Genomic DNA, 24,916 nt, shown 5'->3' with positions numbered 1-24,916 from the left:
AATTTGGTATTAAGGTGCCATTTTTTACAACTGCTACAACCAGTTCCGATTGTTTAGCGACGATAGAGTAATGCAGCTAATGCGGGTAATAAGAAAATTGCACCCAACATGTTCACTAGGAACATGAACGTCAGCATAATTCCCATGTCGGCTTGATATTGAAGCGCTGAGAAAATCCAGGTACTCACACCAATCGCAAGGGTTAAGCCGGTAAATAGTACCGCATTACCCGTCAGCTTTAGAGTTTCAAAGTAAGCATCTGATACCGAGCGTCCCGCACGGATAAAGCCAACCATCCTTGAGAAGATGTAAATACCGTAATCAACACCGATACCAACACCTAATGCAATCACCGGTAACGTTGCTACGGTCAGGCCAATTTCAAGCCATGTCATTAACGTTTGAGCCAAGAGTGATACCACCACCAATGGCAATACAACACAAATGGTGCCACGGACCGAGCGGAAGCTTATTAAGCACAACAAGGTTACTGCTAAGTAGACCCATATCATCATCGGCACCTGAGCGGCTTCGACAGCTTCGTTAGTCGCAGCCATAACGCCCACAGCCCCTGTCGCTAGTCGGAACTTAACAGGTTTGAAACCACTTGGGGGTAATTGCTCTTTCAGCGTCGCCTCAATCTCTGTCACCTGCTCAGCACTAATGTCAGAACTCTTTGCTAACTGCTCCGTCACGTAGTCTTCGAGTGACGGACGATCAGAGTCTTCACTATAAGATAATTCAGAATAATCGGTCATTAAACTGTCTAAATGACTTGTGATCACAGTTTTCTGACTATCGTCAAGCTGGGTGAAGCTCGCTGACACTGCATTAAGCACTTTTGCTTTTTCTTTTGCTAAATAGTCCGCTTTAAACGATTTTACAGAGCCTACCACCCGTTCAATCGTTTCTGCTTTGTGATCTTTCAAGAACACCATCACTGGCATGACGCTACAGCCAGAGTTTAATAATCCCGTGCTCGTTTCAACGCGAGCAATGGTGTAAGGAAGTACAGCTTCATCTTTCGGAAGCATTTTCCATTTCAGGTTACCTTCACTTAACAATCCGTTCACGACCTTCGAAATCTGCGGCAAACTTAATGTTGATTGAACCCCTTCAACATTCGCTAACTGCCACTGAAAGTCATCAATGGTCTCCATAATATTGTAGAAAGTACAACCATCAGCTCGCGTCTCAGCCAAAATCGAGATAACGTCCGTGCCAATAGAGTACTTGTCTGTCACGAACTTGGTATCAATGTTATAGGGCGAGTCTTGCTTCAACGCCGGCGCACCAGCATGCAAGTCTCCGACCTTCATGTTTTGCGAACCCCAGTAACCCAATAAACCTAACACGATGCCAATAACCACAACCACCGTCGCCATAGGACGCTTTGCAAAAACCGCTAATTTATTCCAAATGGCTTCATGAGACTTTTCACGTTTTTGTACGCTCTGCACAAAATTATCGCTGAAGTGTGTGTATGAGATTAACAGTGGCAGCAAAATCAGGTTGGTTAGAATCAATACCGCCACACCAATACTGGCCGTTACCGCCAACTCTCGAATAATATCAATTTCAATCAGCTGCAAAGTCAGGAAGCCTATGGTATCACTCAACAGCGCAACACCACCCGGTACAATAAGACCTGCACACGCCATGATTGACGCATCAAAAACTTTTAATCCCTTGCCAACATTGTGCTGAACGCCATTGATCATCTGCACACCATGGCTGACACCAATGGCGAAGATTAGAAACGGGATCAAGATCGACATTGGATCGATGCCGTAGCCCATAGCAGTCAAAATACCTAACTGCCATACCACCGCAACGCTGGAAGTCAGTAGCGGTAAAATGGTGAGCTTTATCGAGCGAGAATACCAATAAACCAATAAGGCGGTAATCAAGAACGCGATCAAGAAGAAGAAAATAACATTACCCGCGCCATCGCTCACATCACCAATCATCTTAGCAAAGCCGATGATATGAACTTCAATGTTTGGGTATTCGGCTTCGATATCAGTACGCAGCTTTTCAAGCTGGTGCGCAACCTTTACATAGTCTGTCTGCACCATTTGCGACGCAGCCTGACCATTTTCATCGAGCTTAAGTTGAGCATTAGGATCGTTATACTCAGAGAATAATTGCGCTGAAATCATCGCTGAAGTGAAATCATTCGAGACGAGACGACCACGTATACCTGCTTTTAAAATGTTTTCTCGAACTTTTGCGAAGGCTTTATCTTTATTAACTTGCTCAAATTCAGGTGGTATGACTGGCCCACCCTCTAGTCCCTGCTCGCTTGCCTCAATGTAACGCACCGATGGCGAAAAAAGTGACTGAACCTGAGATTGATTAACCCCTTCAATGCCCTCAACGCGGTCATCCGCTTGACGTAAAGCCTCAAAAAAGTTTTCGGTAAAGATCTCGCCTTCTATTGCCTCTAGCGCTACAAATACTCGGTTAGCGCCACCAAACTCTTCCTGATACTGTAGGTACGTTTCCATGTACTCATGCTTCAGGGGAATATTTTTTTCAAAACTCGCATCAATTCTCAGTTGTGAGACAAAATAAGCCATCACTGCCGTGATAATGGCGAATAACCCCACCCATAAACCACGTTTAGAGAAAAATAAGGATTTTACTAAAGGTTCTAGTGTATTTTTTGCCATCTTATTGACCTTTATCTACTGATTGCTTGTCTTTTGACTGCGAGTAGGTTTCTACACCACCTTCGCCAACAATGATGTAATGACTATTATTTACATGAACTAACGCAGCGCGTCCTTTTAGATCGGTTCGTTTATTGAGAGTTAAATCGCTTCCTTTCTTAGTAACCATAACGCCGCCGGTGCCGACCAGTACCAAAGTATTGTCCTCGGCTATGAGCATATCGTGGAAGCCTGATTCACTGCCCAGTTTAATCGATTGCCACGATGCCCCATCATCCGTTGAGTGGAATAGGTTACCTCTTAGCCCATAGACGTAAATATCGCTATTCTTTACCTTTATACCAAAAAAAGACCCTTCATAAGGTGAGTTCAGTTTTTCCCAAGTTTCACCACCATCTTTTGTAACAGCAATCATGCCTTTACTGAATTCATCACCATCTTCGTTAGACTCAGCAATATACTTTTCACCCGCCATGTACCATGTCTCGGCATCAAGCTGCTCAATGTCATAAAAGTGGCTAAAACCATCATAGACATCGCTCAAAGTACTCACTTCACGACTGCCCCAGCTCTCACCACCATTTTTGGTTTCTAGATACAAGCCATAGGACCCTACTGCCGTGATGGAATTTTCAGAAGTATATAAGACACTGAACAGTGCAGGCTGAAAGTTAGAAATCTCTTGATGGCTGATAGACCAAGTCTCACCAGCATCTTCGGTCAATAAGACCGTCTGATCAAATCCGACAGCCACACCATGACTATCGTTTAGAAAATCCACCGCAGTTAAATTAACATCAACAGGAACAGCTACCTGTCTCCACGTCATGCCTTTATCGTCCGACACCAGAATGTGGCCTCTCTGTCCGACCGTGACAAACCGTTCGTCTGTCACTTTGACAATGTCTAACAACAGGGAATCTTTAGCTTTTGGTGCGATTACGGCTGGCTCTGCTTGAGTCAAAAAAGATGCTACTAGAGCCAAGCTACTAAATAGAACTTGTAGGAAACTTTTCATTGTTTTGATATTTTCTTGGTGTTAATAGCAAAGCGGCCGGTGAACCCGACCGCTTATATTGTAGTTATCGACGACCAATTCTACGCAGTGCCGATGGAGTAAAGTGTGACCCTCTGAAGTCAGCATTGAAATTATACATGTCTTCTTGGTTATCTAAGCCAATAACAAGGTAGCGGCCAGAAGGAAGATCATAATAAGTTTCTAATGTAGACCACAGTGTAGGCACATCATAATAGTTAATTGGATATGCTTGTGCTACACGCCATAGTTCACCGCGCTCGTCATACATTTCTTCAGCTACAATCTGATAGCTATCTTCATCAATGTAGAAGACACGTTTCTTGTACTGATGACGGGTCTCAGATTTTAAGTTAGCTTCAAGCACCCACACACGATGTTTCTCGTAGCGAACAAGGTCTGAGTTGATAACGCCCGGCTTGACGATTTCTTCATACTCTAACTCATCCGAGTGAAGTTTATAGTTGTTATAAGGAATATAAACTTCTTTTTTACCTTTGATTGTCCAGTTGTAACGATCTGGCGCACCATTGAACATATCAAAATCATCAGTTGTTCTCAGGCCATCAGAGGCAGTACCTGGCGCATCATAAGCGACATTTGGAGCTCGACGTACACGACGTTGACCTGGGTTATAAGTCCAAGCTTTACGAGGCTCTGCTACTTGGTCCATCGTTTCATGGACTAAAAGTGCCGTACCCGCAAGACGAGCTGGAGCTTCTACGATCTGACGGAATAAAAACAGAACGTTCCCTTCAGCCAACTTCTCAGGAGTCATATCAGGTTCATTATAAATGTGGTGAAGCTCGTCTTTCAGTTTAACTAAGACAAAGTCACCGTCTGGCAGTGGTGCTGCCTGACCTACTTCACGCTCTACTGATACGCCACGATAGCGAGTAATCGAATTCCAGATAAGTTGTAGACCGTTTTCAGGGAAAGGGAAAGGCACACCAATTGAAGCGCCTTTAATACCGTTACCGCCCTCTACCAACTCTGCTCGAGGAGCATTCGCTTTAATAGCATCATAAACCCCTTGTGGGAATGAAGCTGAGCGGCGACTTGGATAGACGTGCATCTTGAAGTTTTCAGGGTAGGTTTTAAACAAAGCTACCTGACCAACGGTTAAGAAGTCTTCATATTCTTTATAGTTAGACGCAGTAATCGTGAATTGAATCTCGTCTTCAGCAAATGGATCAGGATGGTGGTCACCAACCTCATACCCTTCAGGAGCTTGCTGAATACCGCCAGTCCAAGCTGGAATAGAACCATCAGCATTACCCGCTCTTTCCGAGCCCATTGGAGTATAGATGTCTCCGCCTAGTTGAGCAGCTTTTTCCTCTGACACTTTTGCGGTAGCCACGCCTGAAAAGAGTACCGAAGCGACTGAACTCGCCAATAACCATTTATTCATAATCTTAGCCATAAACTGTTAATACCCTTTTATTAGAATGAGTAACTTAGTGCTAGAGAAACGTAATCTCGGTCAGAGATTAAGTTCTTATCTCCAGCGCCAAAGAATGAGTTGTACGCAAAATCAACTTTCCAACGGCGTTGATAATCGAAACTAGTACCTAGTGCTAAAGACTGACGATCTTCTAAGAAGTTCGAAATCGGCGCAGGCGTATTACCTTTGACATCATGTTGGAAGACGATGCGCGGCTGCATGTTCCAACCACTGAAGACATCATTGTAATCCCAACGCATGGCAACACGATAACCCCACGAGAAGTCGTGAGCAAAGCCGTCTGTAGTGCCTTCACACTCAGTTGTTACACGCTGACCATTCGATGGGTTTGTAAAGCCACAAGGAGTACTACCAGGAGGTGCCAATTCAAAAACACCGCCTACGGTGCCGTTTCCGTTTGCGTCAACGCCACGAGCAGGGTTGCCTGAACGGAAGGTGCCTTCAGCCTCATAACGAAGTTCATTTTGCTCTGGCATATCTAAGATCTTGTTCATACCGAATTCCACTAAGAACACAGTTTGATCAGAACCCCATACAGAGCCGAGTAAATTCGTTATGGTCATTTGCGCTTGAATCGTATCGTGTAAACGGTAGCCTGAAATTTCTTCGCCTAGGCCTACACCGTTAGCCACTTGACTTGTACCGCTTGGTATTTGCCCAATTGGCTCTAATGTCGCGAATAACAATTCAACATCATCCACCTGCAAAGGCTCATCAATACGGTATGAGACTTCACCCGCGAGAGAAACACCGCCATCAGTAGCAGTATTAAAGCTAACACCCGCCATTTGAATATCTTCTGGGTACTCTAAGAAACCGTAGACTGTACCAGTATTATCCGCTGCGTTAGCAGAAATAATAGGACGACGGTTGTGGTAGTTCATGTAATAGAAGCCCCACTCAGTACCACCTTCGGTAAAGTAGCCCAACTTCATACCATACTGGCCGTTATCGTCTGCTTCACGAGTATCCCTACGAATTGCCACAGTACCGGGCTGACCCTCTGGGAATTGTGCAAAACCTAAGTGAACCTCAGATCCTTTAAGACCTAGGAAGTCACGGGTTGCAAAATAAGTACCTGGCTCATCGGTGCGAACTGGCTCCCACTCAAACTGATAAAAAGCTTGAGCCGACCAGCTTTCAGAAAGATCGATAGATGCCCATAACATACGCGATGGGATAAATGCTTCTTTTAATTCAGCACCTGGGTTTCTTAACGTTCTTAAATCGACAGCATTCGCTTCCGATAAACTGTGCTGGATAAATGTACTCTCACCCCAGCTAACCACTTGCTCACCAAGACGTACTTGTAGAATGCTGTAATCACCAACTTCAAAGTTTGCCCACGCATATACGTCTAACATGCGAGCATCATAACCCTGTTCTTTTCGAGCAGTCGTTTCGCCAGCACCATAAGCACCTTCTGGATAAGTATCTAAGTCACGGAACCGCAACTCCTTATCCATTAACACGCGGTCGTAGTACCAAAGACCACGAGCAAAGAAACCGTAGTCACCATCTTCGTGGCGCATATCAAATTCATGTGTGCCTTTGATGACTTGAGAGAAGAAATCACCTTTATTGAAGTTCAGGTTACCGTCGTCTGAATTATTCGACCAAGCACCGTCAGGCACCACACCCGAACCATACAGATTCGTAATCGACATGCCTGTTTCTTGCTGATAAAGGTTAGCCTTACCCACCAGATTACGATCACGTTCCTCGACACGCATACTAGCACCCACTGAAATTGTTGAGTCTAAGCTAAACTCAAAGTTCTCACTTTCCCAATTAACAGCTTGAGATGCAGAAGCAGCAACCGCTAGTGAAACACCAGCAGCTATCTTAGATAAGGTCATTAGAGGTTTATTTCTATTCATACAATTCCTTCCCCCATCGACAGGAATTAACTGTTTATTTCGTTATTCGGAAGCGGTTTTCCATAAGACGTCATACCACTTGTTAATTTGCATACTATCAATAATTTCCACTTTTAAGCAAGAAATATAACGGTGAGAAGGATTTAGACGTCTAAACTCAATAATTTTGATACAAAATCATCTCGGTTTTAGGGTAACAGGGGAGTATTAATCGTCGCTGAATATTATCCCAGGTAAACAACGCCTTGTTATTAAAGCTGGGGGCTTCCTTAAAATGTAGCTAGAATACTACCCCATGTTAAACCGCCCCCAAAAGCCAACATAAGCACCCGACTTCCCTCTTTTATTTGGCCGCTTTGCATGGCTTCATCTAGTGCTAATACAACTGAAGCTGCTGAAGTGTTCCCATACTTTTGGACATTAAGAAACACCTTAGCTTGGGGCAACTTATACCTTTTTGCCACCGAATTGATAATACGAATATTAGCTTGGTGTGGAATCAGCATGTCGATATCATCGAGGTGAACACCTTTTTTGGTTTGAACACTTTCAATAAGATCGACAAATTTGCTCACAGCGGTTTTAAAGACATCCTGTCCCTGCATCTGTAAGTATGCATTATCTCCATCTGTTGTATAAGGAAGGCGCTCCTGATGTTTTGCGGTTAAAATATTGCTCCTACCGCCATCAGAGCCGAGTTCAGTGTACTCAATTCCAGGGGTATCACTGAGCTTAATAATAGCGGCGCCAGCACCATCACCAAACAAGATGCTGGTATTGCGATCTTCGGGGTTGCATAATCTTGAGTAGCGATCTACGCCAATGGTTAACACGCATCGAGCCTCAGCAGTTCGAATAAACTTATCGGCAACGCTCACCGCGTAAATAAAGCCTGAGCAGGCAGCAGCCACATCAAAAGCTGTTGCTCCCGCAATACCTAAGCCCGCAGCGACCTCGCATGCCGTGCTCGGCATAACATAGGTAGATGTGGTGGTTCCGACCACCACCATGTCAATTTCGTCAAGGCTTACTCCAGCAGCATCGATGGCCTTTCTTGCTGCTTCAATTGCCATATAAGACGATGACTCTGTATCAGAAGAAATCCGCCTTTCCTCAATTCCAGTACGAGAAACAATCCACTCGTGGCTTGTATCCAGGGTCTGCTCTAACATATGGTTTGACACCACATGCGCTGGAACATAACTCCCCACTCCTTTAATTTTACTGTATAACTCCACAATAGGTTCCCTATCAATGTCGCTTAGCGACTTCGCTTCAAGACACTCTTGGTAAAAGAACTGTCGTCATAACCGTTTCTAAAAGAAAACTCCTTCCAGTACATGGCGGTGCTTTTTTGCGTCTGATGATTTGTCATCACCATTTCTTTTGCTCGCCAAAACTTATCTAGGAACTGTTCATATTCACTAAGAACAAGTGTTTTAAGATGCGAATCCTGATGGTCAAAGTATTCTATTTTTTGGTAACGGAAATGCTCTTTGTCGATCCAGACCTTTTGCTTATTATAGCCAGAGCTTTCATAGCGTGGCTTACGTTCTACTACATAACACTCAAGTCCATTGAACGTATCCTCACCGATAAACACATGCTCATACTTCTCAACTTCTTGTGATAACATATCCTCATAAGCAAACTCACTGCCTACGAAAGGCCCTGACTTGTTGCTAGATGAAATTCGTTTAACACGCTTCAAAGCAGGTAAGAATAGCCACTGCTCATCATCTTCAAGAATATGTGAGTAAGTGAGTAGTGCTGTTCCAGATACATCACTAGGCTCCTTAAACACTAGTAACCGCTTATCACCATCATTCTTAACCTCTAAATTCTTCACTTCCATTAAACGCGTGCTTTTATTTCCATTATTATCTTCTAATACCATCGAGATTTTCGCTGAAAAATCGTCAAACCCCTCATCACGCAGATCAACCTCGGTCATAATTTCTAAACCTTTACTTTTGTCCGTTTCTGCTACTAGTGCCCCCGCGCTGATGGCTAACGTCAACGTAGCTATTGCTCTTATCAGTCTCATAACAACTCCTGTTAGATTTAGTATTTATTTTCTTCAGCAAGTTGTGCTGAAGCTGCTTGATTGAAAATATGCTTACCACTACTTTGGTTAGACTGCTTGGCTAATTCGAGCTCAGCGTCTGTCGCTAGGTTTTGATCCCAGTAAGCCAGTTTGGGTGCCGTATACTGATGCCACAAAGGAGGAATCATCGCTAAAATCATGTGCGCGATGTACCCATACTTCAGTTCCATCACATTCGGGTGCGCTTTTAGCTCCCAAAAAGGCGTTGTTGCACTTGCATGATGATCTGAGTGACGACTTAAGTTATACAATACGTAAGACGCTGCTCGAGTATTGCAGTCCCAACTATGTTTAGGCTCTACTTTGGAGCCTTTTTCTCTAAGCAATCCGTAATGCTCAATATAGTTAACAGTTTCAAATAAGAACTTTGACGTGAGCAATAACACCCCATAAGCTAAAAGCCCCAGCCATCCAGCAATCAAGGTAGTACAAGCTGCAATCACTACCGTCATTGCAACCCCCGTTAACACCCGGTTTCTAAAGGACCAGAAAGAGACGCCTTTATTGGTCAAGCGACGCTTCTCAATCTCACAAGACTCTTGATATTGCCCAATACTTGAGCGAAAAAAGAACGCATAAAGCGATTCACCACGGCGAGCAGTTGCTGCATCTTCGTAAGTAGCGACATTCAAATGATGTGCGTAAACATGCGAAATCGAAAACTGGGCATCACCAACAATCGCAAGTAACCAGCGTCCAACAAACATGGAGAACTTATGGCTAGTACGATGTACCAGTTCATGCCCGACCAATGTATTGGTACTTAGAATAAAGCCCACAGCGAACGCTGCAGACAGTAACTGACTTAAGCTCATCTCATTGTGAGCTTGCAATAAATCAAACGACGTTAGTCCTGATAGCCAAGCACCGAAACCAAGAAAGTCACCAGGGGCAGCTTGCCAGACTAGTACAAAGACTAAAACCAAGGATGCAGGGAGATGCATATACAACATAAAGTTCAGTATCCCTTTATGCTTTATTGGGCGCGTCTGTAAGTCTGGCGATGACACATTGTCATAAATTAGGTGGAACAGAATTACCACATTTGGTGCAATCAAACTCCACCAGCCTCCAGCTAATACACAAACAGCCGTTAATGGTATAAACACCAGTAGTAAATAACTGTATTTCAAATAATCATTCATGGCTTAATCCGTTAGTTTCCTGTCTCTGTCAAAGGTTTTGCTTCCACCACTGTCTGCTCATCACTGACTTTCTTTGCCGAACGATCAAATATCATCATCAAGCACGGTAATAAGAAGAAATCGCCAACAAATGCTATAACAATGGTGATCGCTGTTAGAGCTCCCATTTGTGAGTTAATTTCGAAACCAGAGGTCGCCAGCATGGTAAACCCAGTAGCCAAGATCACTGTTGTACCGAATAAAGCAGGCCCTACTGTGATAATGGTTTCTTTTACGGCCGCAGCGGTGTTCATCCCTCGCTCTCGTCGATAATGCAAATACTTACTCAAAAAGTGAACCGTATCATCGACAACAATGCCTAGGGTCATACCTACAACAATCGAAATGGCCAAACCAACCTGCCCCACAAGTAGCCCCCAAATACCAAAACCTAATAGCGCAGGTAATAAGTTCGGTATTAAGCTCATCACACCAAACTTAACGCTGCGTAATGGCGCAATCAGAAGAATTGAAATCAAAGCCAAAGCAATCAGAGTCCCGCCAAGCAATGCTTGGATGTTTCTTTTAGAAATATTGGCGAAAAGAATACTGGTACTCGCTGCTTCGCTGACCATGCTTTCAGGAGCATTCTCTGTTAACCATTCTTTGGCTCGGTGCTCTAGTGACAACAATTCTTGTGAATCCATATTACTGGTGCGGATCACGAATTTGGTCGCTGATTTAGAAATATTGACTGTATTAGTCAAGTCTAATCCTTTGGGTAATGAAAGCTCATAAACTAAGAGTAATTGTGAGGCCAGCTCTTTTGATTCAGGGACTCTATAATACTCTTGGTCGCCGCCATGCATCTTCATATTCATTTCTTTAAAAATATCAATCATGCTATGAACATGAACAACGCCTTCCTGACTTCTCGCCCAAGCGGTAAATTTCTCCAAAACCTGTAGGTATTCAGGTGACGCAATACCGTTACTTTCACCCGACTCAAGAGACCAATCCAAACGATACAAGCCGGTTAGGTTTTCATTGATAAAATCACTATCTTGTCGGAACTCATAACGGTCATCCAACCATTCGACAAACTTATCGTTAAACTCTAGTTTGCTAACTCCTAACGCCAAGAATGTTGCTAAAAATACAAAAGCGGTCATTACAACTTTATATCTGGTAACGATAAAGTCAGCCAATCTTGCATAAATACCTTCTCGATTTTGAGCCGCCACTTTCTTCGGCTTCAGAGGGAAGATATTCATGATCGCTGGTAGTACAAACAAGCTAAATAAAACCACAAATATTAAACCTCCAGCCACCATATTCCCCAAATCACGGTAAGGTGGTACATCACTAAAGTTCATGGTTAAAAAGCCAATGGCCGTTGTTACATTAGTGACAATCACTGGTGAAATATTAATTTTGTACGTTTCTATGATCGCTGACTTTTTATCAACGCCAGGTCTAAACTTTTGATAAAAAGTCACCAGAAGATGGACACAGTTAGCCACCACCATAGTCATAATAATGGTCGGCGCACTCAAAGAAGGTGCCATAAGAACAATACCAGCCCAGCCTGCAGCCCCCATGCTCGCAATCAACGAAATTATGATCATGAGCCATGTTGCAAACACACCACCAATGGTTTTCAGTAAACCCCCTAATAACACCAATGCGGCCAAATACATCAAAGGCATGACAGATTTGAGGTCCTGCTTAGAGGCATCAGTTAAAGCATAGTTATAAGGTACTGCGCCGGAGATATGGATTTTCACGCCTGGGTATTTGGCTCTAAAGTCGTCTGCCATCTGATAAACATACTCACCAATTTCCTGAACTTGTGCGCGGGGCTTTTCAGACAACAATGTGGTGACATTAACCGCTGCGGTTGTACCTTTTGGATTAATTAACCGGTTGACCAGCAACGGATGCTCTGTTGCCACCCGCTGAATGTAAGTTAATTGCTCTTCGTTAAGAGCGGCCGTTGACTCAACAAGGTCATCAACCAATAAGTCATCACCTTGTGCCTTGATATCTTGGAAGTTGGTAATTGAATCTACACGAGTAGCATAAGGAATTTCCCACGAAGCTTGTGTAAGCTCATGAATGACTTGTAACCTACCAGCAGAAAATACAGTCCCCTCCTCAAAGGTCACCGCAAACAAAACATTGTCCGTCTTTGAATAGACTTTTTGTAGCTCTTCCCATTCTACTAACTGTGGGTTTTCTTCACTAAAAAAGTCACGATAATCGTTACTAAAAGTAAAGTTTTTAACGCCAGCACCAAAAGCAAAACTGATCAATAGTGCGGCAACTAAAACAAGCCATGAATACTGTAGAGAAATCCGCTCAATAAACTTTATAAACATAATATAATCCTAATTCTTATCTGATTAGACAGCCTGCTTTATCGCTACCTTTTCAGCCTCCAGACAATTCGTACTTATCAAAAGCAATATGATTTTTTCTAAAGCCCATATCATCTAACACAGTCAGAGAGTCATCGATTAAGCCCGGTGCTCCACATAGCAAAACACTCCAATCCTCGAAATCACTGCTCAATGAACACTGCTCAAGTAGCTTGCTCAGCTCCTGCTTCAGTTGGAGAGGAATTCTCCCGATCCTCGTATAGCCACTCTGTGTTTGAATGTCGTTAGGTTGGGCTTGGGTTAGAAACGGAATGTAATGACAATCACTCAATTGATTCAACTCATCGATATCACTTTTGGAGTACTGTCCACTCATTGTTTTAGTGCTGCACATAAAAAAGACAGGGCGATGTTTCAGCGTTTCTTTTGAGCTTCTAAGAATGTTCATCACAGCTCCCTGACCACTGCCAGCCACAATACACAATACAGGTCCCTTTGCATTACTGAGGGAGAAGCATCCGTGGGGCTTGCTAACTTTAATCTCGCTTCCAATAGCGGCTTGTGACAACAAGTGTGCAGAAACACGGCCAGCTGCATGATGAGTAATATCAAAACTATAGAGCATTTCGATATCATCCTGCTCTGAAAAAGAATATGATCGGTACTCTCCACTTTCGGGCAACATTAGATTGCAATATTGACCTGGCTTTGGGTAAATCGGTTTTTGCGACCTTACCGTCAAGCGCTTTATCTTTGGAGTTAAGCTTCTAATCGATTCAACCGAAACGGTCGCGTACCCATCGGTATCGCTAAAGTCCTTCAAGGACTCAATCACAACACTTGTTTTCGCAACTGATTGGCACGGTAAAAAGTAACCAGCCTCGATCTCTTCCTTGTCAAAAAGGTAATCTAGCTCTACGTGAGATTTAATATCCCCTTCAATAAGTTTGCAGCAACATTCTTTACAAGATCCCACCTGGCAGTTATGTGCCATAGTCACTCCAGCATTCATTGCTGACTGAAGAATGGTAGCTTTGTCTTGTAAGTCGAATGCAAACCCTGAGTTTAGAATCTCACAACTCAGAGTTTCCCTAGATTTACGTTGGAATAGATGTTTAAGCACAGGCCAACTCCAACTCTTCCTCTGTTAACTGAAGCTGTACATACCCAGCAATAGCCCTTAAGGTTCTTAATTCAATAATGAACTTTTCCGTTGGCACATCCATACCGAACTTCTCACTCAGAAGTTCCTGAAACATCACTACACCCATCGAATCAATGATGCCGCTCTCTAGTAAATCAGCATCCAATTGATGTTCGATATTATTTGCAGGGATAATTTCATACTCTTGGCAGAGTGAAATCAGCTTATATAAGAATGTCATCCGTGACTCCTTAAATCTCTTCAGCTAAATGCAAGCGCTCCAACTCAAACAAAAACTTAATTTTGTGCGTAGGTGTGCGCTCTAATGACTTGGGCAGTAAGTAGATGGTTTTCTTACTTAACTCTGGAGTGATATTCACTATAGATTGAGCATAATCAATCGCTTCCTCAATTCTTTTTCTTAATGCTTCTTTTGGCGACAAACCAGCCTTAAGATCTTCCTGATACTCTTTATCTTTATTAAGACGCTTGTAATCGGGGTAGACATAAACACTTAAGAAATCATCTTCAGGCTTGAGACGCGTTACTAAAGCATCTTTGATGAAGATACTTCGCACCATAATATTCGATAAATGTTGAGGATCAATGTAACTACCATCATCCCACTTGGTCAGCTCTTTTTGTCTGCCCACTATGTAAAGATACCCTTCACTATCCAACCAACATAAGTCACCAGTACTATAAAAGCCGTCACTATCAAGATGGGCACTTTTATCCATACCTAGATAGGAGTGCATGATGGTATCTCCCTTAATTTGTAGCTCACCCACTTCCTGATCAATACCCGGAATCTCCACCATATTGGCGAGCCGGTGCTGCAATGGTTTGATAATTCTGCCGCAGGAACCTGGCTTTACATCGTTGAGTTTATTTCTGGCAATGATTCCGCAGGCTTCTGTTGCACCGTAGATATCAATTACGGTAATTCCAAGCTTACCGAAGATCTCGACCAAGGCGCCATCCAGCTTCATTGAAGAAGACACACCATAACTAAAGTATCCACCGAGCTTATTGCGTAGCAAGGTCCTCATAGCAGTCAACTTCGTTTTATCTAGAGTACCTATATCATGTAAGTTTGCGTTCTTCTCGATGCTAATCAGGTAGTTGTAAAGATTTCGAAGGACTGGCTTCCCTTTCATTTCCTCCAGCAACTCTTTAAGCACGTAGATCCAAAACTTTGGCACAGCCATTAACGCCTTAATTCTTATCCCAAGCTTCTTAAGCTTTTTAATTTCATCTTCAAGAACATCATCTTCATCAGGCTCTCTGGTAAAATAAGTCACCGAAAAGCCTCGAGTCTTAGTCATTAAAAACTCAACCAATGTTGCGATGTGGGTATAAGGCCCGATATTGAGAACTTCTTCATTAGAACGTAGGTTGATAACATCTACGGCTTCATTAACCTCGGCGACAATATTACCGTGAGTGATCTGAACGATTTTAGGTAAACTTGTCGTACCAGAAGTTGGATAGTTTCCCAAAATTGTGTCATCTTTTTTTAGTAATGGGCTCGACACAACCATGACATTATCATCGCACGCCTCAATAATGGACTGAGTAGACAGCTCCCCTTCACGTAACTCAGGCACTTCAAAGCCGATATCTTCGAACACTTCATAGCTATCTGCCAGAAGGATAGTGGTCTCTAGTTCTAGCTCTTCAATAAGCCCTCTAACACGCTCTAGCTGTGCACGTGGCGTTAACATATACTTCGGTGGATTCAGAGTTAATAAGTGCTTTAACTCAGTGTCATTGGTTTTGGTGTCCAGTGGAAAAATGACATTGCCGGTGTAAAACGTTGCCATTGAGGTCATATCCCACTCCGGTCTGTTTTTACACAAAGTGGCGATCACCTGCTGCTCACAGTTTTCCGTCACAAAAAACTGAATCATGGCTTTAATATTCTTGCGATACTGCTCAAAGTTCATGTACTCATAGGTTGATCCATTGTCATAACGTATGGCAACGGACTTGCTGTATGACAGCATTTGCTCATCAAAAATATCAGCGACACTACTAATCGAGTTATAAACCTTGAATGACGTATCTTTTTTCTTAAATGTACTAAACTGAAACATCGTTATGTCCTTATGCGTTCACGGTTGTACTGTCTTTGGTAGTAAGAAGTACATTGTTATTCAATTTCAAGTTACCCAGCTCAAAGCCATGTTCTTCTGCCATAGACATTACTTGGTAAACGTGCTCAGAGCTTAACGGTCCTTTACAGAAAGAGTGGTTTTGGCCCTCAAATCCTAAAATTAATGTTTCAGCCAAACAGCCATATGCTAGGCCGTTTTCGGGCATGCCAACGAACTTAATTTCAGACTGCTCGGGTAATGCAGATAGACCTCCATCAAAAGCAAGGTATTTGTTCGTCTCTTTCTCGAAGCTCTGACTAAGGTTTGATGGGACTGAGGCACAGCAGACTACGGCGCCAGGACGAACCATGTCGGTTTTAATTAATTCGTCGTCTGGTGAGTTTGTCGCAACAACGACAATATCGCTTGACTTTAACTGGCTAAAATCAGCGCGGATCAAAAAAAGCTGTTCGTACTCATCCGAGTGATACTGGGTTAGAATTAAATCTAGTTGCTTGCTCAAATAATCAATATCTGCTTGTTCTTGAACATCGTTAAAGAATTTCAACTGCTGGCTTTCACCTGAGCTTAAAATCAGCTCGTATACCCTTTTACCCACACCAGCCAACTGAGTATGCTCAAACGTTACACCAGCGTTCAATTCTGTCTTTATCGCTTTGATGATTTCAGCTAGACAAGTTTTGCGTGCGTACTTGAGTCGTAATTCGCTGGTTGAACTGCCACTACCTACTAGGCATAAACGCCCGACTTGCAAAGCAAGAATTTGCGACAAGACTGAACCAATATTTCCCGCGGCACCAACAACTGACACTTCAGCTTGAGTAATATCTATCGGGGGCTGCACATTATTTGCAGCAAACATCATACCCTGAAGCGTTAAAGCTGCCGTGTAAGCATTGCCTGTTGTGATAGGAGACTCGTAATCATTTACTGTAATACCATTGTTAGTCACGATAGAGCTATAAGCACCTAACCCGATAATTGATACTGGGATATTGTCATCGCCCAACTCTTTGGCAATAGTGACTGCATCCTGAACCTTATCGCGAACTTCCTGCTCAAGATACGCTTCTTTTTCCTGTACAAGGTACTCGGGTAGGTAAGGTACAAAAACTAAGTTGTTTTCTAAAATAAAGTCCCTCGACGTAATGTAATTACGCTTCACATGCACCGGCTCCAAGAAGCGTGCAATGTTATTCCACCACCCTTTCATTGCACTTTCAGACCATTCGTAACGCTCAAAAGACGGGAAGAAGTAGTCAATTAAGTGCTGTACTTTGGTTGGGTGGACAATAAAACCTGTACGGGCATCAATATGACTTTGCTCTTCATTAAACGGCCATTTAACTTCCATCGTAACAGGTGTTTGACGCTGCTCAGGGGACAGCTTTTGCTCAATCAAATGCGCAACGAGTAAGTACTCATTATTGCTCTGAATAATATCTAATACTTCAGTGAACGCTGTTAATAATGCATCTATTTCTTCGTCGGTAATTGTTGCTGGTGGCTGGACCCGCAGAATCGACATCCGATTTTTTCCCGGATTGCCTTTTAACATGGTTGTAAGAGGTGCCAAAAGCCGAATGTTGTGGTACTCAAGCAAATAACTTGCCACCAACATCGATAAAACACCCTGCTTACCGGTCGCCCTAAAGAATGGTGAGCGGGAGCGTAATGGCGTGAGTTCAACACCTATCATCAACCCCTTGCCGCGTACATTTTTAATGATCTCAGGGTAACGTTTCTGCAGGGTCTCAAGACTCGATAGCAACTTTCCTCCTTGCACATTAACGCGCTTAAGAAGCTCACTATCGTTTTCTTTTAGTAGCTCTAGAGCTTTAATTGCAACTCTCGCAGACAAATCATCTTCAGCAAAAGTAGAAGTATGCAAAATTCCAAAATCTTGATCGTATATATCGCCTCGGATTAGCGTTGCACCGATTTTAACCAGCCCCCCACCAAGAGATTTGCTGAGAGTGATATACTCGGGAGCGATAGCATTCAGAGCCGTGTTTTGATAACTATAGATACTACCAAGGCGGCCACACCCAGTTTGAATCTCATCAATAATAAAAGGTATTTTTAATTCATCGTGAATACTGGCCAATTGAGACAGGGTTTCTTCAGGAACAGGCTTGATACCACCTTCCCCCTGCAAAGTTTCCATGATAAAAGCCATGACACGAGTTATTTTCAGGGTGTGAATTTCAACTTTCCCCCCAACTAAAACTGGGTAATAGAAGACACACGCCATCTCGTTGACTAGCTCTTTTAAACGCTCAGGCTTATCATGATCAACAAATGCAGATTGAATTGAGGATAAGCCTTCAAAACCTTCCCGATAAGATTTATTGAATGTCACCTTCAAAGGTGAGCATGTCTTGCCATGATAACTTCCTTTGAGCCCTGCTATTACCGGCGACTTTTGAAAGCTCTCAAATTGATTAAGGTTGTACTCATCAAGATCGTTGCGGAAATCAATTAAATCATTCTCATCACCAGGTAACTCTACATCAATCCCTTCGCGCTCAACTTTATAGTAAAAGTCATTGAGTATTCTTGTAATCCGCTCGTACTCTCGACGAACTTTATCGAAGTGTACTTTATAGGCATGCTTTATCGCTGCCTCAACACTTTCTGCACCACTATTACTAAAATTAACCTTATAGTTTTGACCATTATCTATGTATTCATTCAGCAACTGAGCCAAGTTAGCCGACTCACTTCTTACCGAACACTGGCTGTTAATAGCGACCCTATTGTCTAGCGCAGCCTTCATCTCATTAATCAACGTCGGATGATTATGTCCTAGAATAGAAACCCCAAAGCCACCGACAAAGTCGATCACTTCCTTTCCATCGTCCGTAAAAAGATAATTTCCTTCAGCTTTGATGTAGTTCTTATCTAACTTTAAAGCAGATAAGAGCTTGTTTAATTTTGGCTTACAAAAGTCATTATAATTATGCTGCACAGTCATTTATTGTCCCTATTAAATTCGTTTCATTGTTAATATAACGTTGGCGTATTACCTTTCGGCGTTTTTTGCCACTTGATGTTTTTTCAATGGTTCCGCGTTCACAGAAAACAATTTTCGTGAGCAACAGATCGCATGTCTGGTATACGTAAGATTGGATATCAAGTTTTTTCTTTTTGAGATCATGACTTGACGTATTCTGCTTCTCTTCAACTAATAATGTCATTTCTAGGACACCTGTTTCTTTGCTTTCTATACCTAACAAGCACGTCCTACCCACTCCAACACCATCTATTTCTTCAGCCGCAATTTCGACGTCATCTGGAACGATATTGCGGCCGTTAGTAATCAACATGTCGTCTTTACGAGAGTAAAAATAGAACTCTCCAGCATAACTAAAGCCAAGGTCACCTGTTCTGAGGCGACCACCACCCACAGATAGTTCTGTTGCTTCAGCATTGTTGTAATAACCCGGTGTCACACAATCACTGACAATACTGATTTCACCCAAAGTTAAATCAGGAAGTATTTCATCGTCCTCGCCTCGAATGGTAATGACATGATTAACGTTGGGAATACCAACAGAAACAAGCTCAACTTGGTCTTGATCGTCTTCTCGAGCTAATGAGACTTTCTCATTAGCAATAACAACGTTTAATGTTTTTATAATTCCGTGAGGAGTTCGCGTACACCCTAATGCGTTTTCCGCCATGCCATAACCGATATGGAAACTTTCGGCCGGCATCCCCAAATTACTGAACAATTTTTGAGCTTTTCGCAGAATGTTTGGATGCACTTTTTCAGCAGCCACGTAGATATGCAGTTTTGATAGATCAACTTCTTTTTCGAGCAGACGTTTGATACTTTTTAAACTCGAAAATAAGACTGAGTTCGTGGTGAAGTTTAAATCCACTTCATGTTCGGACATCAGCTTGAACCAGCGTGCTGGATTGCGCATATAGTACGAAGTCGGCACAAGAATATTTGAACAGCCATCAAACAGCGGCAGTAAAAAACCAATGAATAACCCCATATCATGATTTAACGGTAACCACGAGCCAGATGCTTCGACCTTCCTTCCTTGCCGCGAGTAAAAGTGATTACCATGCAACTGTTCGAGCTGCTCAATCACCATTTTATGGGTGACTATTACCCCTTTTGGCATACCCGTGCTGCCAGATGTAAACTGTAGTACAGCCAGATCGTCCTTGTTCGGCACTGCTACTTCAATATTCCCAATCTCATGCTCAAAACCGTCCAGAATAGTGGTAGCAAAAACCTGCTTGCCGCTTTCTTCAGCCCAAGCAGCCATTGCTTCTTCAGGGATCTCAGGATCATGAAAGAGAACTTTAAGATCACAGATATCATCAATACCCGAAAGGTAAGCATTATACTTAATGTACTTGCCACCCTGTGGCCTTAGTGGAACAACAACAGCATTTAGCATCCAACTCGCTAGCATCAGCGATATATATTGGGATGAATTGCTCATCACAAAGCCGATTCGATCCTGCGCTTTCACCCCACGACTTAATAAAAATGCTGCGGCTGTCTCTGCATCCTTGAGTATCTCAGACAACTGTAGTTGCTTAGATTCCGCCGGAAACCTCCACAATGGATTAGTTTCAACAGCGTGCTTGTATGCTGTAGAGATAATCGAATGATTACTCATACCCCCTCCAATATTTACAAAACTATACGGTTCAATTTATATTTAGATGCATCCTTGTCTGCGCAAGAATATACACCAGTAAAAACTGTAAAAACAATATATTTTTCAATAAAACACCTGAGATAAGACCAGTTACATTGAAAAACTATACGGTACAGTTTACTATATGTAGCAATTCAAAGTTACAGGAATATGACGATGGGTAGCGTAGAAACAAATATCGATGAAGCAATTACACTTAAGGGAAATACTAAGCAGTCGAGCCACCCAATAGCGAAGGCCTTACACCTCTTTTTTAAACTCGGTGATAAATTATTTGTTAACAAGGCAGGCAAAATAGCTAGTGATTTGTGGTTTAAACCTAGGAAGTTTAAACCATCATCTGCAGAAATCAGTATCATCAAGAAGGCAGAGCACCGCACTTTCAAATTGTCTGATGACAAAACGGTTAAGCTGTATCAATGGCAAACTTCCAACGAGTCTCTACTCTATGATAATACTGTTCTCTTAGTTCATGGTTGGGAGGGACGTGCAAGCCAGTTTCATGAGTTTGTATTCAAGCTTTTAGAAGCAGGATATAACGTTATCTCATTTGATGCGCCTGGACACGGCCTCTCTTCAGGGAAGCACACAGATATTCTAGAGTTTCATCGAGTTATAGTATATTTGCAAAACCAGTTTGGTCGGTTTGCAGGGGTCATCGCCCACTCTTTTGGGGCTATTTGTACCGCCTACTCTATCAATAATGGTCTCAATACCGATAAAGTTGTAACTATCAGTACACCGTCTCATTTCAAAGGACTGGTCTATAAGTTTCAAGCAATTCTTGGCTTAACTAACAGGGTCACAGAAAGTCTGTCTCAGCATATCGAGCATCGGTTTGTTACACAAAATACAAATATATGGAATGAGTTTTCAACTTACATGAATGCTCGCAAAAGCTCAGCTAAGGCTATGATAATTCATGATAAAAATGATAAAGAAGTTCCCTACGAAGAGGGGGTTTTAATTCATGAAAACTGGGAGGGAAGTGAGCTACAGTTAACCGAGGGGCTGGGACACAAACGTATCCTCACAAACCCCGAAGTAATCAACGCTGTAGTGCATTTTTTGTCAGATACCCAAGCCTTAGAAACTGTGCTAGACTGAGCTCGTCTAGTGCATTGACAGCGATAGCCATATAAAAAGAACTTATAATATGCCCCAGAAGAAACAATTACCGAAAAGAGAACATATTCTTGATACCGCTATCAAAATGTTTTTGAAGCAAGGCGTATCTAAGACAAGCATTGAGCAAATCGCATCAGCTGCCAAAGTATCAAAGATCACACTCTATAATCATTTTGATAATAAAGAGTCCTTATTTATTGCAGGATTAGAAGAAGTCAATAAACGCGTTGTCAGTAAGATACCAGATATTGACCATATGTCGGGCTCACCAGAGGAGCGTCTACGAAAGTTCTCTCAGAGAATTGTTCGAATTTTAGTTCAGCCTGATACGGTGGCTCTATTTCGAGTAATCATATCGGAAGCCGAGCACCACCCACAGGTACCGATTAACTTCTTACAGTACGTTAAAATTCCGATTATGCAGTCTTTGACCAAATTATTATCGGAATTTACCTTCGATGAGACCGTGGTGAAGAAAGCTGACATCGCAGCAGAGATTTTTTTCGGTATTCTCAAAGAACGCGTCCTTTGGCCACTACTTCTCAAACTGAAAGTCCATTTTAGTGAAAGTGAGCTTGAGTCCATCGCAGACGAATCTGTGTCAGGACTCATGCACTGGGTAAGAAACTAGCTTAATCCAACGTTACAAAAATATTTTTTATTCCCTTATGGATAGACTCAACCGTTTCTAAGCTGTTGAGAACACCCACCTCTGGTTGTACGCGGTTCAGCTTTGCAGCGATGGTATACCCTATTGCTGCAATGGCTATATACAAACAGATTTGACTCACACGTTTACTGGTTTTCCTGTTATACGTCATAAGTGCCTCCTTAAATTATCATCGCACTCAATTAAAATGCTTCGTCACGGAAACGACGGATGTATATCGCACCAGCAATCATCGCCGCACCAAGTAATAAACCTATCCAAAAACCTGAGTCCTGAAACTGCTGGCCAAAACTTAGAAATTCAAACTCGTCGAAAATAGGTAGATCATCTTCGATTTCAGCGCGCTTCTGTGAAAACTCACGAGCTAGTGAGTTAAATGGTGCAATTAACGCCTGCACAACTCCGAACAATTTCTCGCCTAAAAATGATGCAACATTCGCCGTCTTAAAAATCATACCTTCAGCGATCACGACCAGAACAGGCGGTACTGTCGCAACTAGAAACGGTACTTTTTTGGTCCAGCTAGAAATCAGTAACAAGTAGCCAACAAAAGGAATTGCCCACAACATTGCCATATAAATAGCACCGAACTGGTAAATCGCTACTTTGAAGAATCCTGAATTAGCCCACAGTGCGCTCCACGCGTCTACACCCGATAACCAAGCGAAAATCGTACCGATGACCAACATCATGAGGTTAGTCGCTATAATCACCAGCCAGTATAAGAACGGTGCGACCACAGCAACAGACACAAATTTTGATAACACAGTCTGTGAATCTGACACAGGCATCGACTTCCAGAACAGAATACTTTTGTCTTTTCGATCGTCATACAAAGAGCCTAAGCAGTAGAAAAAGCCAACTATCGCCAACACTAGATAATAACTATAGACGCCAGAATAGAGTGCACTTTGTGTCGCAAAGGCTTTTATATCTGGATCAACGGACACATCATAGAGCTTGAATAAGCTGCCCAGATCGTGCGAGCCAAACTCGCCCGTTTCGATATTGCCTGTTGATGCAATAATTAACCCAAGCACCGCAGTGAATATGGTGATTCCCGTAATCACTAACGGAACCCATAAAAAGCTAGTTTTGCTTTCCCAGTACTCACGTTTCAATAACGTTACGAAAGTATTCATGCGACATCTCCTTTCATTTTTGCCACAAACAGATCCGCCACACTGGGTTTCCTCACTTTACCGAATTCCTCAACTTGGCTACGTTCGACACCGTTAAAAAGGCATACTTTTTGCCCAAAAACTTCACGTACATTTATTGGCTTCAATGCTAATGCCGCATCTTCAAACTCCTTCTCTACCATCACCTCGAAGTATGACTGCCCTACCTCTTCCATGCTGTCATCCAATACAATTCGTCCGTCTTGGATAAACACCAAGTCGCTTAGAATGTGCTCGATTTCTTCAACTTGGTGCGTGGTGATAATAATCGTACGCTCAGAATCAAAGTAATCATTGAGCAACGTTTCATAAAATGACTTACGGTAAAGGATATCTAAGCCCAAAGTCGGCTCATCCAGTATCAATAAATCTGCGTCAATTGCCATGATCAGCGCCAAATGTAGCTGCGCCACCATGCCTTTCGATAAGGCTTTGACTTTGCTGTCACGCTTTATTTTGGTTTCAGCAAGGTACTTTTCGCACAGCTCTCTATTAAACTTAGGGTGGACTCCCTCCACAAAATCTATGGCTTGGCTGACTTTAATCCAACGCGGCAATACCGCCACATCAGCCACAAAGCATACCCGCTGCATCAGTTCATCACGTTGCTTGTGTGGGTCTAAGCCAAGAACCTTTAAATCCCCAGAATAGTTAGTCAAGCCTAAAACAGCCTTTAACAAGGTCGTTTTGCCTGCGCCGTTTGGGCCAATCAGTCCCAAAATACGCCCCTTGTCTAAGCTAAAGTTGACATCATTTAATGCTTTAAAGTCGCCGTACGACTTGTTCACATTATTTGCTGAAATGACACTAGCCATTATCCAATTCCTCCTTATCGAGCGCATCCAGCAGCTCTTCTCTTGTAATATTTAATCGTTTTAATTTTCTTAACAAGGCAGGCAGCTCAGTGGTTAAAAACACTTCACGTTCCTGCTGCAATAATTTATCTTTTGCGCCATCTACTACAAACATACCTAGTCCTCGCTTTTTCTCTGCCAACTGATCATCCACTAACAACTGGTAAGCCTTTGACACGGTAATTGGATTCAGCTGATATTCCGCTGACACCGTTCTTACCGACGGCAAAGCTTCACCTTCCGCTAGATTTCCCTCGAGAATCATGTTTTGTACACGATCCCTCAGTTGGAGGTAGATTGGTTGTGAGTCATCCCACTGTATCTGCATACCATCATTACCTTTTACGTCTCAGCCCCTCATATTGTGACTATGTCAGAGCCTGCTTAAGAGTCAGTATGTCGCCGAGCCAGTTGTTAAACCTGTCACGTGTCATACCGATATGGTGTTATACTTACATATAAC

The 24,916-nt window shown here is 42.7% G+C and carries 19 protein-coding genes; 2 read left to right on the top strand and 17 right to left on the bottom strand.

Annotated features, from left to right (window positions below):
• Positions 1-53 precede the first annotated feature (53 nt).
• The 13 genes from KFK88_RS04465 to KFK88_RS04405 form a co-directional block, all read right to left on the bottom strand.
• A complete protein-coding gene (locus tag KFK88_RS04465) occupies positions 54-2,675 on the bottom strand; it encodes an efflux RND transporter permease subunit (RefSeq protein WP_223577452.1) in 2,622 nt (873 codons plus the stop codon).
• Position 2,676: 1 nt separating this feature from the next.
• Positions 2,677-3,693, bottom strand: a complete 1,017-nt coding sequence (locus KFK88_RS04460; protein ID WP_223577451.1) for a WD40/YVTN/BNR-like repeat-containing protein — start codon at positions 3,691-3,693, stop codon at positions 2,677-2,679.
• A gap of 64 nt (positions 3,694-3,757) precedes the next feature.
• On the bottom strand, positions 3,758-5,134 hold the full coding sequence (locus KFK88_RS04455) for a DUF1329 domain-containing protein (RefSeq protein WP_223577450.1): 1,377 nt from the start codon (positions 5,132-5,134) through the stop codon (positions 3,758-3,760).
• A gap of 20 nt (positions 5,135-5,154) precedes the next feature.
• On the bottom strand, positions 5,155-7,056 hold the full coding sequence (locus KFK88_RS04450) for a DUF1302 domain-containing protein (protein ID WP_223577449.1): 1,902 nt from the start codon (positions 7,054-7,056) through the stop codon (positions 5,155-5,157).
• Positions 7,057-7,325: 269 nt separating this feature from the next.
• On the bottom strand, positions 7,326-8,294 hold the full coding sequence (locus KFK88_RS04445) for a beta-ketoacyl-ACP synthase III (protein WP_223577448.1): 969 nt from the start codon (positions 8,292-8,294) through the stop codon (positions 7,326-7,328).
• 23 nt (positions 8,295-8,317) lie between these two features.
• The gene (locus KFK88_RS04440; RefSeq protein ID WP_223577447.1) at positions 8,318-9,103 is read right to left on the bottom strand and encodes an outer membrane lipoprotein-sorting protein; all 786 of its coding nucleotides are present in this window, start codon (positions 9,101-9,103) and stop codon (positions 8,318-8,320) included.
• Between the two features lie 17 nt (positions 9,104-9,120).
• Complete coding sequence (locus KFK88_RS04435; protein WP_223577446.1) at positions 9,121-10,308, bottom strand: alkane 1-monooxygenase; 1,188 nt, start codon at positions 10,306-10,308, stop codon at positions 9,121-9,123.
• A gap of 11 nt (positions 10,309-10,319) precedes the next feature.
• Positions 10,320-12,668, bottom strand: coding sequence for an efflux RND transporter permease subunit (locus KFK88_RS04430; protein ID WP_223577445.1), 2,349 nt, complete (start codon positions 12,666-12,668; stop codon positions 10,320-10,322).
• Positions 12,669-12,720: 52 nt separating this feature from the next.
• Positions 12,721-13,791, bottom strand: a complete 1,071-nt coding sequence (locus tag KFK88_RS04425; RefSeq protein ID WP_223577444.1) for a 2Fe-2S iron-sulfur cluster-binding protein — start codon at positions 13,789-13,791, stop codon at positions 12,721-12,723.
• On the bottom strand, positions 13,784-14,053 hold the full coding sequence (locus tag KFK88_RS04420) for a phosphopantetheine-binding protein (protein ID WP_223577443.1): 270 nt from the start codon (positions 14,051-14,053) through the stop codon (positions 13,784-13,786). Before KFK88_RS04420 ends, KFK88_RS04425 begins: the two co-directional genes overlap by 8 nt.
• Before the next feature lie 10 nt (positions 14,054-14,063).
• Positions 14,064-15,911, bottom strand: a complete 1,848-nt coding sequence (locus KFK88_RS04415) for an AMP-binding protein (RefSeq protein ID WP_223577442.1) — start codon at positions 15,909-15,911, stop codon at positions 14,064-14,066.
• Between the two features lie 10 nt (positions 15,912-15,921).
• Positions 15,922-18,909 (bottom strand): aminotransferase class III-fold pyridoxal phosphate-dependent enzyme, encoded by a 2,988-nt coding sequence (locus KFK88_RS04410; RefSeq protein ID WP_223577441.1) that lies wholly within the window; start codon positions 18,907-18,909, stop codon positions 15,922-15,924.
• Complete coding sequence (locus KFK88_RS04405; protein WP_223577440.1) at positions 18,893-20,578, bottom strand: AMP-binding protein; 1,686 nt, start codon at positions 20,576-20,578, stop codon at positions 18,893-18,895. Before KFK88_RS04405 ends, KFK88_RS04410 begins: the two co-directional genes overlap by 17 nt.
• 198 nt (positions 20,579-20,776) lie before the next feature.
• On the opposite strand from KFK88_RS04405, the gene KFK88_RS04400 reads away from it, so the two are divergent.
• Both KFK88_RS04400 and KFK88_RS04395 read left to right on the top strand, forming a co-directional pair.
• The gene (locus KFK88_RS04400) at positions 20,777-21,727 is read left to right on the top strand and encodes an alpha/beta hydrolase (protein ID WP_223577439.1); all 951 of its coding nucleotides are present in this window, start codon (positions 20,777-20,779) and stop codon (positions 21,725-21,727) included.
• 49 nt (positions 21,728-21,776) lie between these two features.
• Positions 21,777-22,379 carry a TetR/AcrR family transcriptional regulator gene (locus tag KFK88_RS04395; protein WP_223577438.1) on the top strand — a complete coding sequence of 201 codons (603 nt, stop codon included), beginning with the start codon at positions 21,777-21,779 and terminating at the stop codon, positions 22,377-22,379.
• A gap of 1 nt (position 22,380) precedes the next feature.
• Here KFK88_RS04395 and KFK88_RS04390 read toward each other — a convergent pair whose 3' ends face one another.
• The 4 genes from KFK88_RS04390 to KFK88_RS04375 are packed head-to-tail and all read right to left on the bottom strand — an operon-like array spanning position 22,381 to position 24,781.
• Positions 22,381-22,569, bottom strand: coding sequence for a hypothetical protein (locus KFK88_RS04390; protein ID WP_223577437.1), 189 nt, complete (start codon positions 22,567-22,569; stop codon positions 22,381-22,383).
• Positions 22,570-22,600: 31 nt separating this feature from the next.
• Entirely contained in the window at positions 22,601-23,560 is a 960-nt protein-coding gene (locus KFK88_RS04385) for an ABC-2 transporter permease (protein ID WP_223577436.1), read from the bottom strand.
• Positions 23,557-24,414 (bottom strand): ABC transporter ATP-binding protein, encoded by an 858-nt coding sequence (locus KFK88_RS04380; protein WP_223577435.1) that lies wholly within the window; start codon positions 24,412-24,414, stop codon positions 23,557-23,559. The genes KFK88_RS04385 and KFK88_RS04380 overlap by 4 nt, the downstream gene beginning before the upstream one ends.
• Positions 24,407-24,781 (bottom strand): GntR family transcriptional regulator, encoded by a 375-nt coding sequence (locus tag KFK88_RS04375; RefSeq protein ID WP_223577434.1) that lies wholly within the window; start codon positions 24,779-24,781, stop codon positions 24,407-24,409. The genes KFK88_RS04380 and KFK88_RS04375 overlap by 8 nt, the downstream gene beginning before the upstream one ends.
• Positions 24,782-24,916: the final 135 nt, after the last annotated feature.

Origin of the sequence: Kangiella taiwanensis, from assembly GCF_020005165.1 — a bacterium.
Classification (GTDB): Bacteria; Pseudomonadota; Gammaproteobacteria; order Enterobacterales; family Kangiellaceae; genus Kangiella; species Kangiella taiwanensis.
Note: the sequence above shows the minus strand (reverse complement) of the source record. Positions and strands in the feature narration are given on the sequence as shown.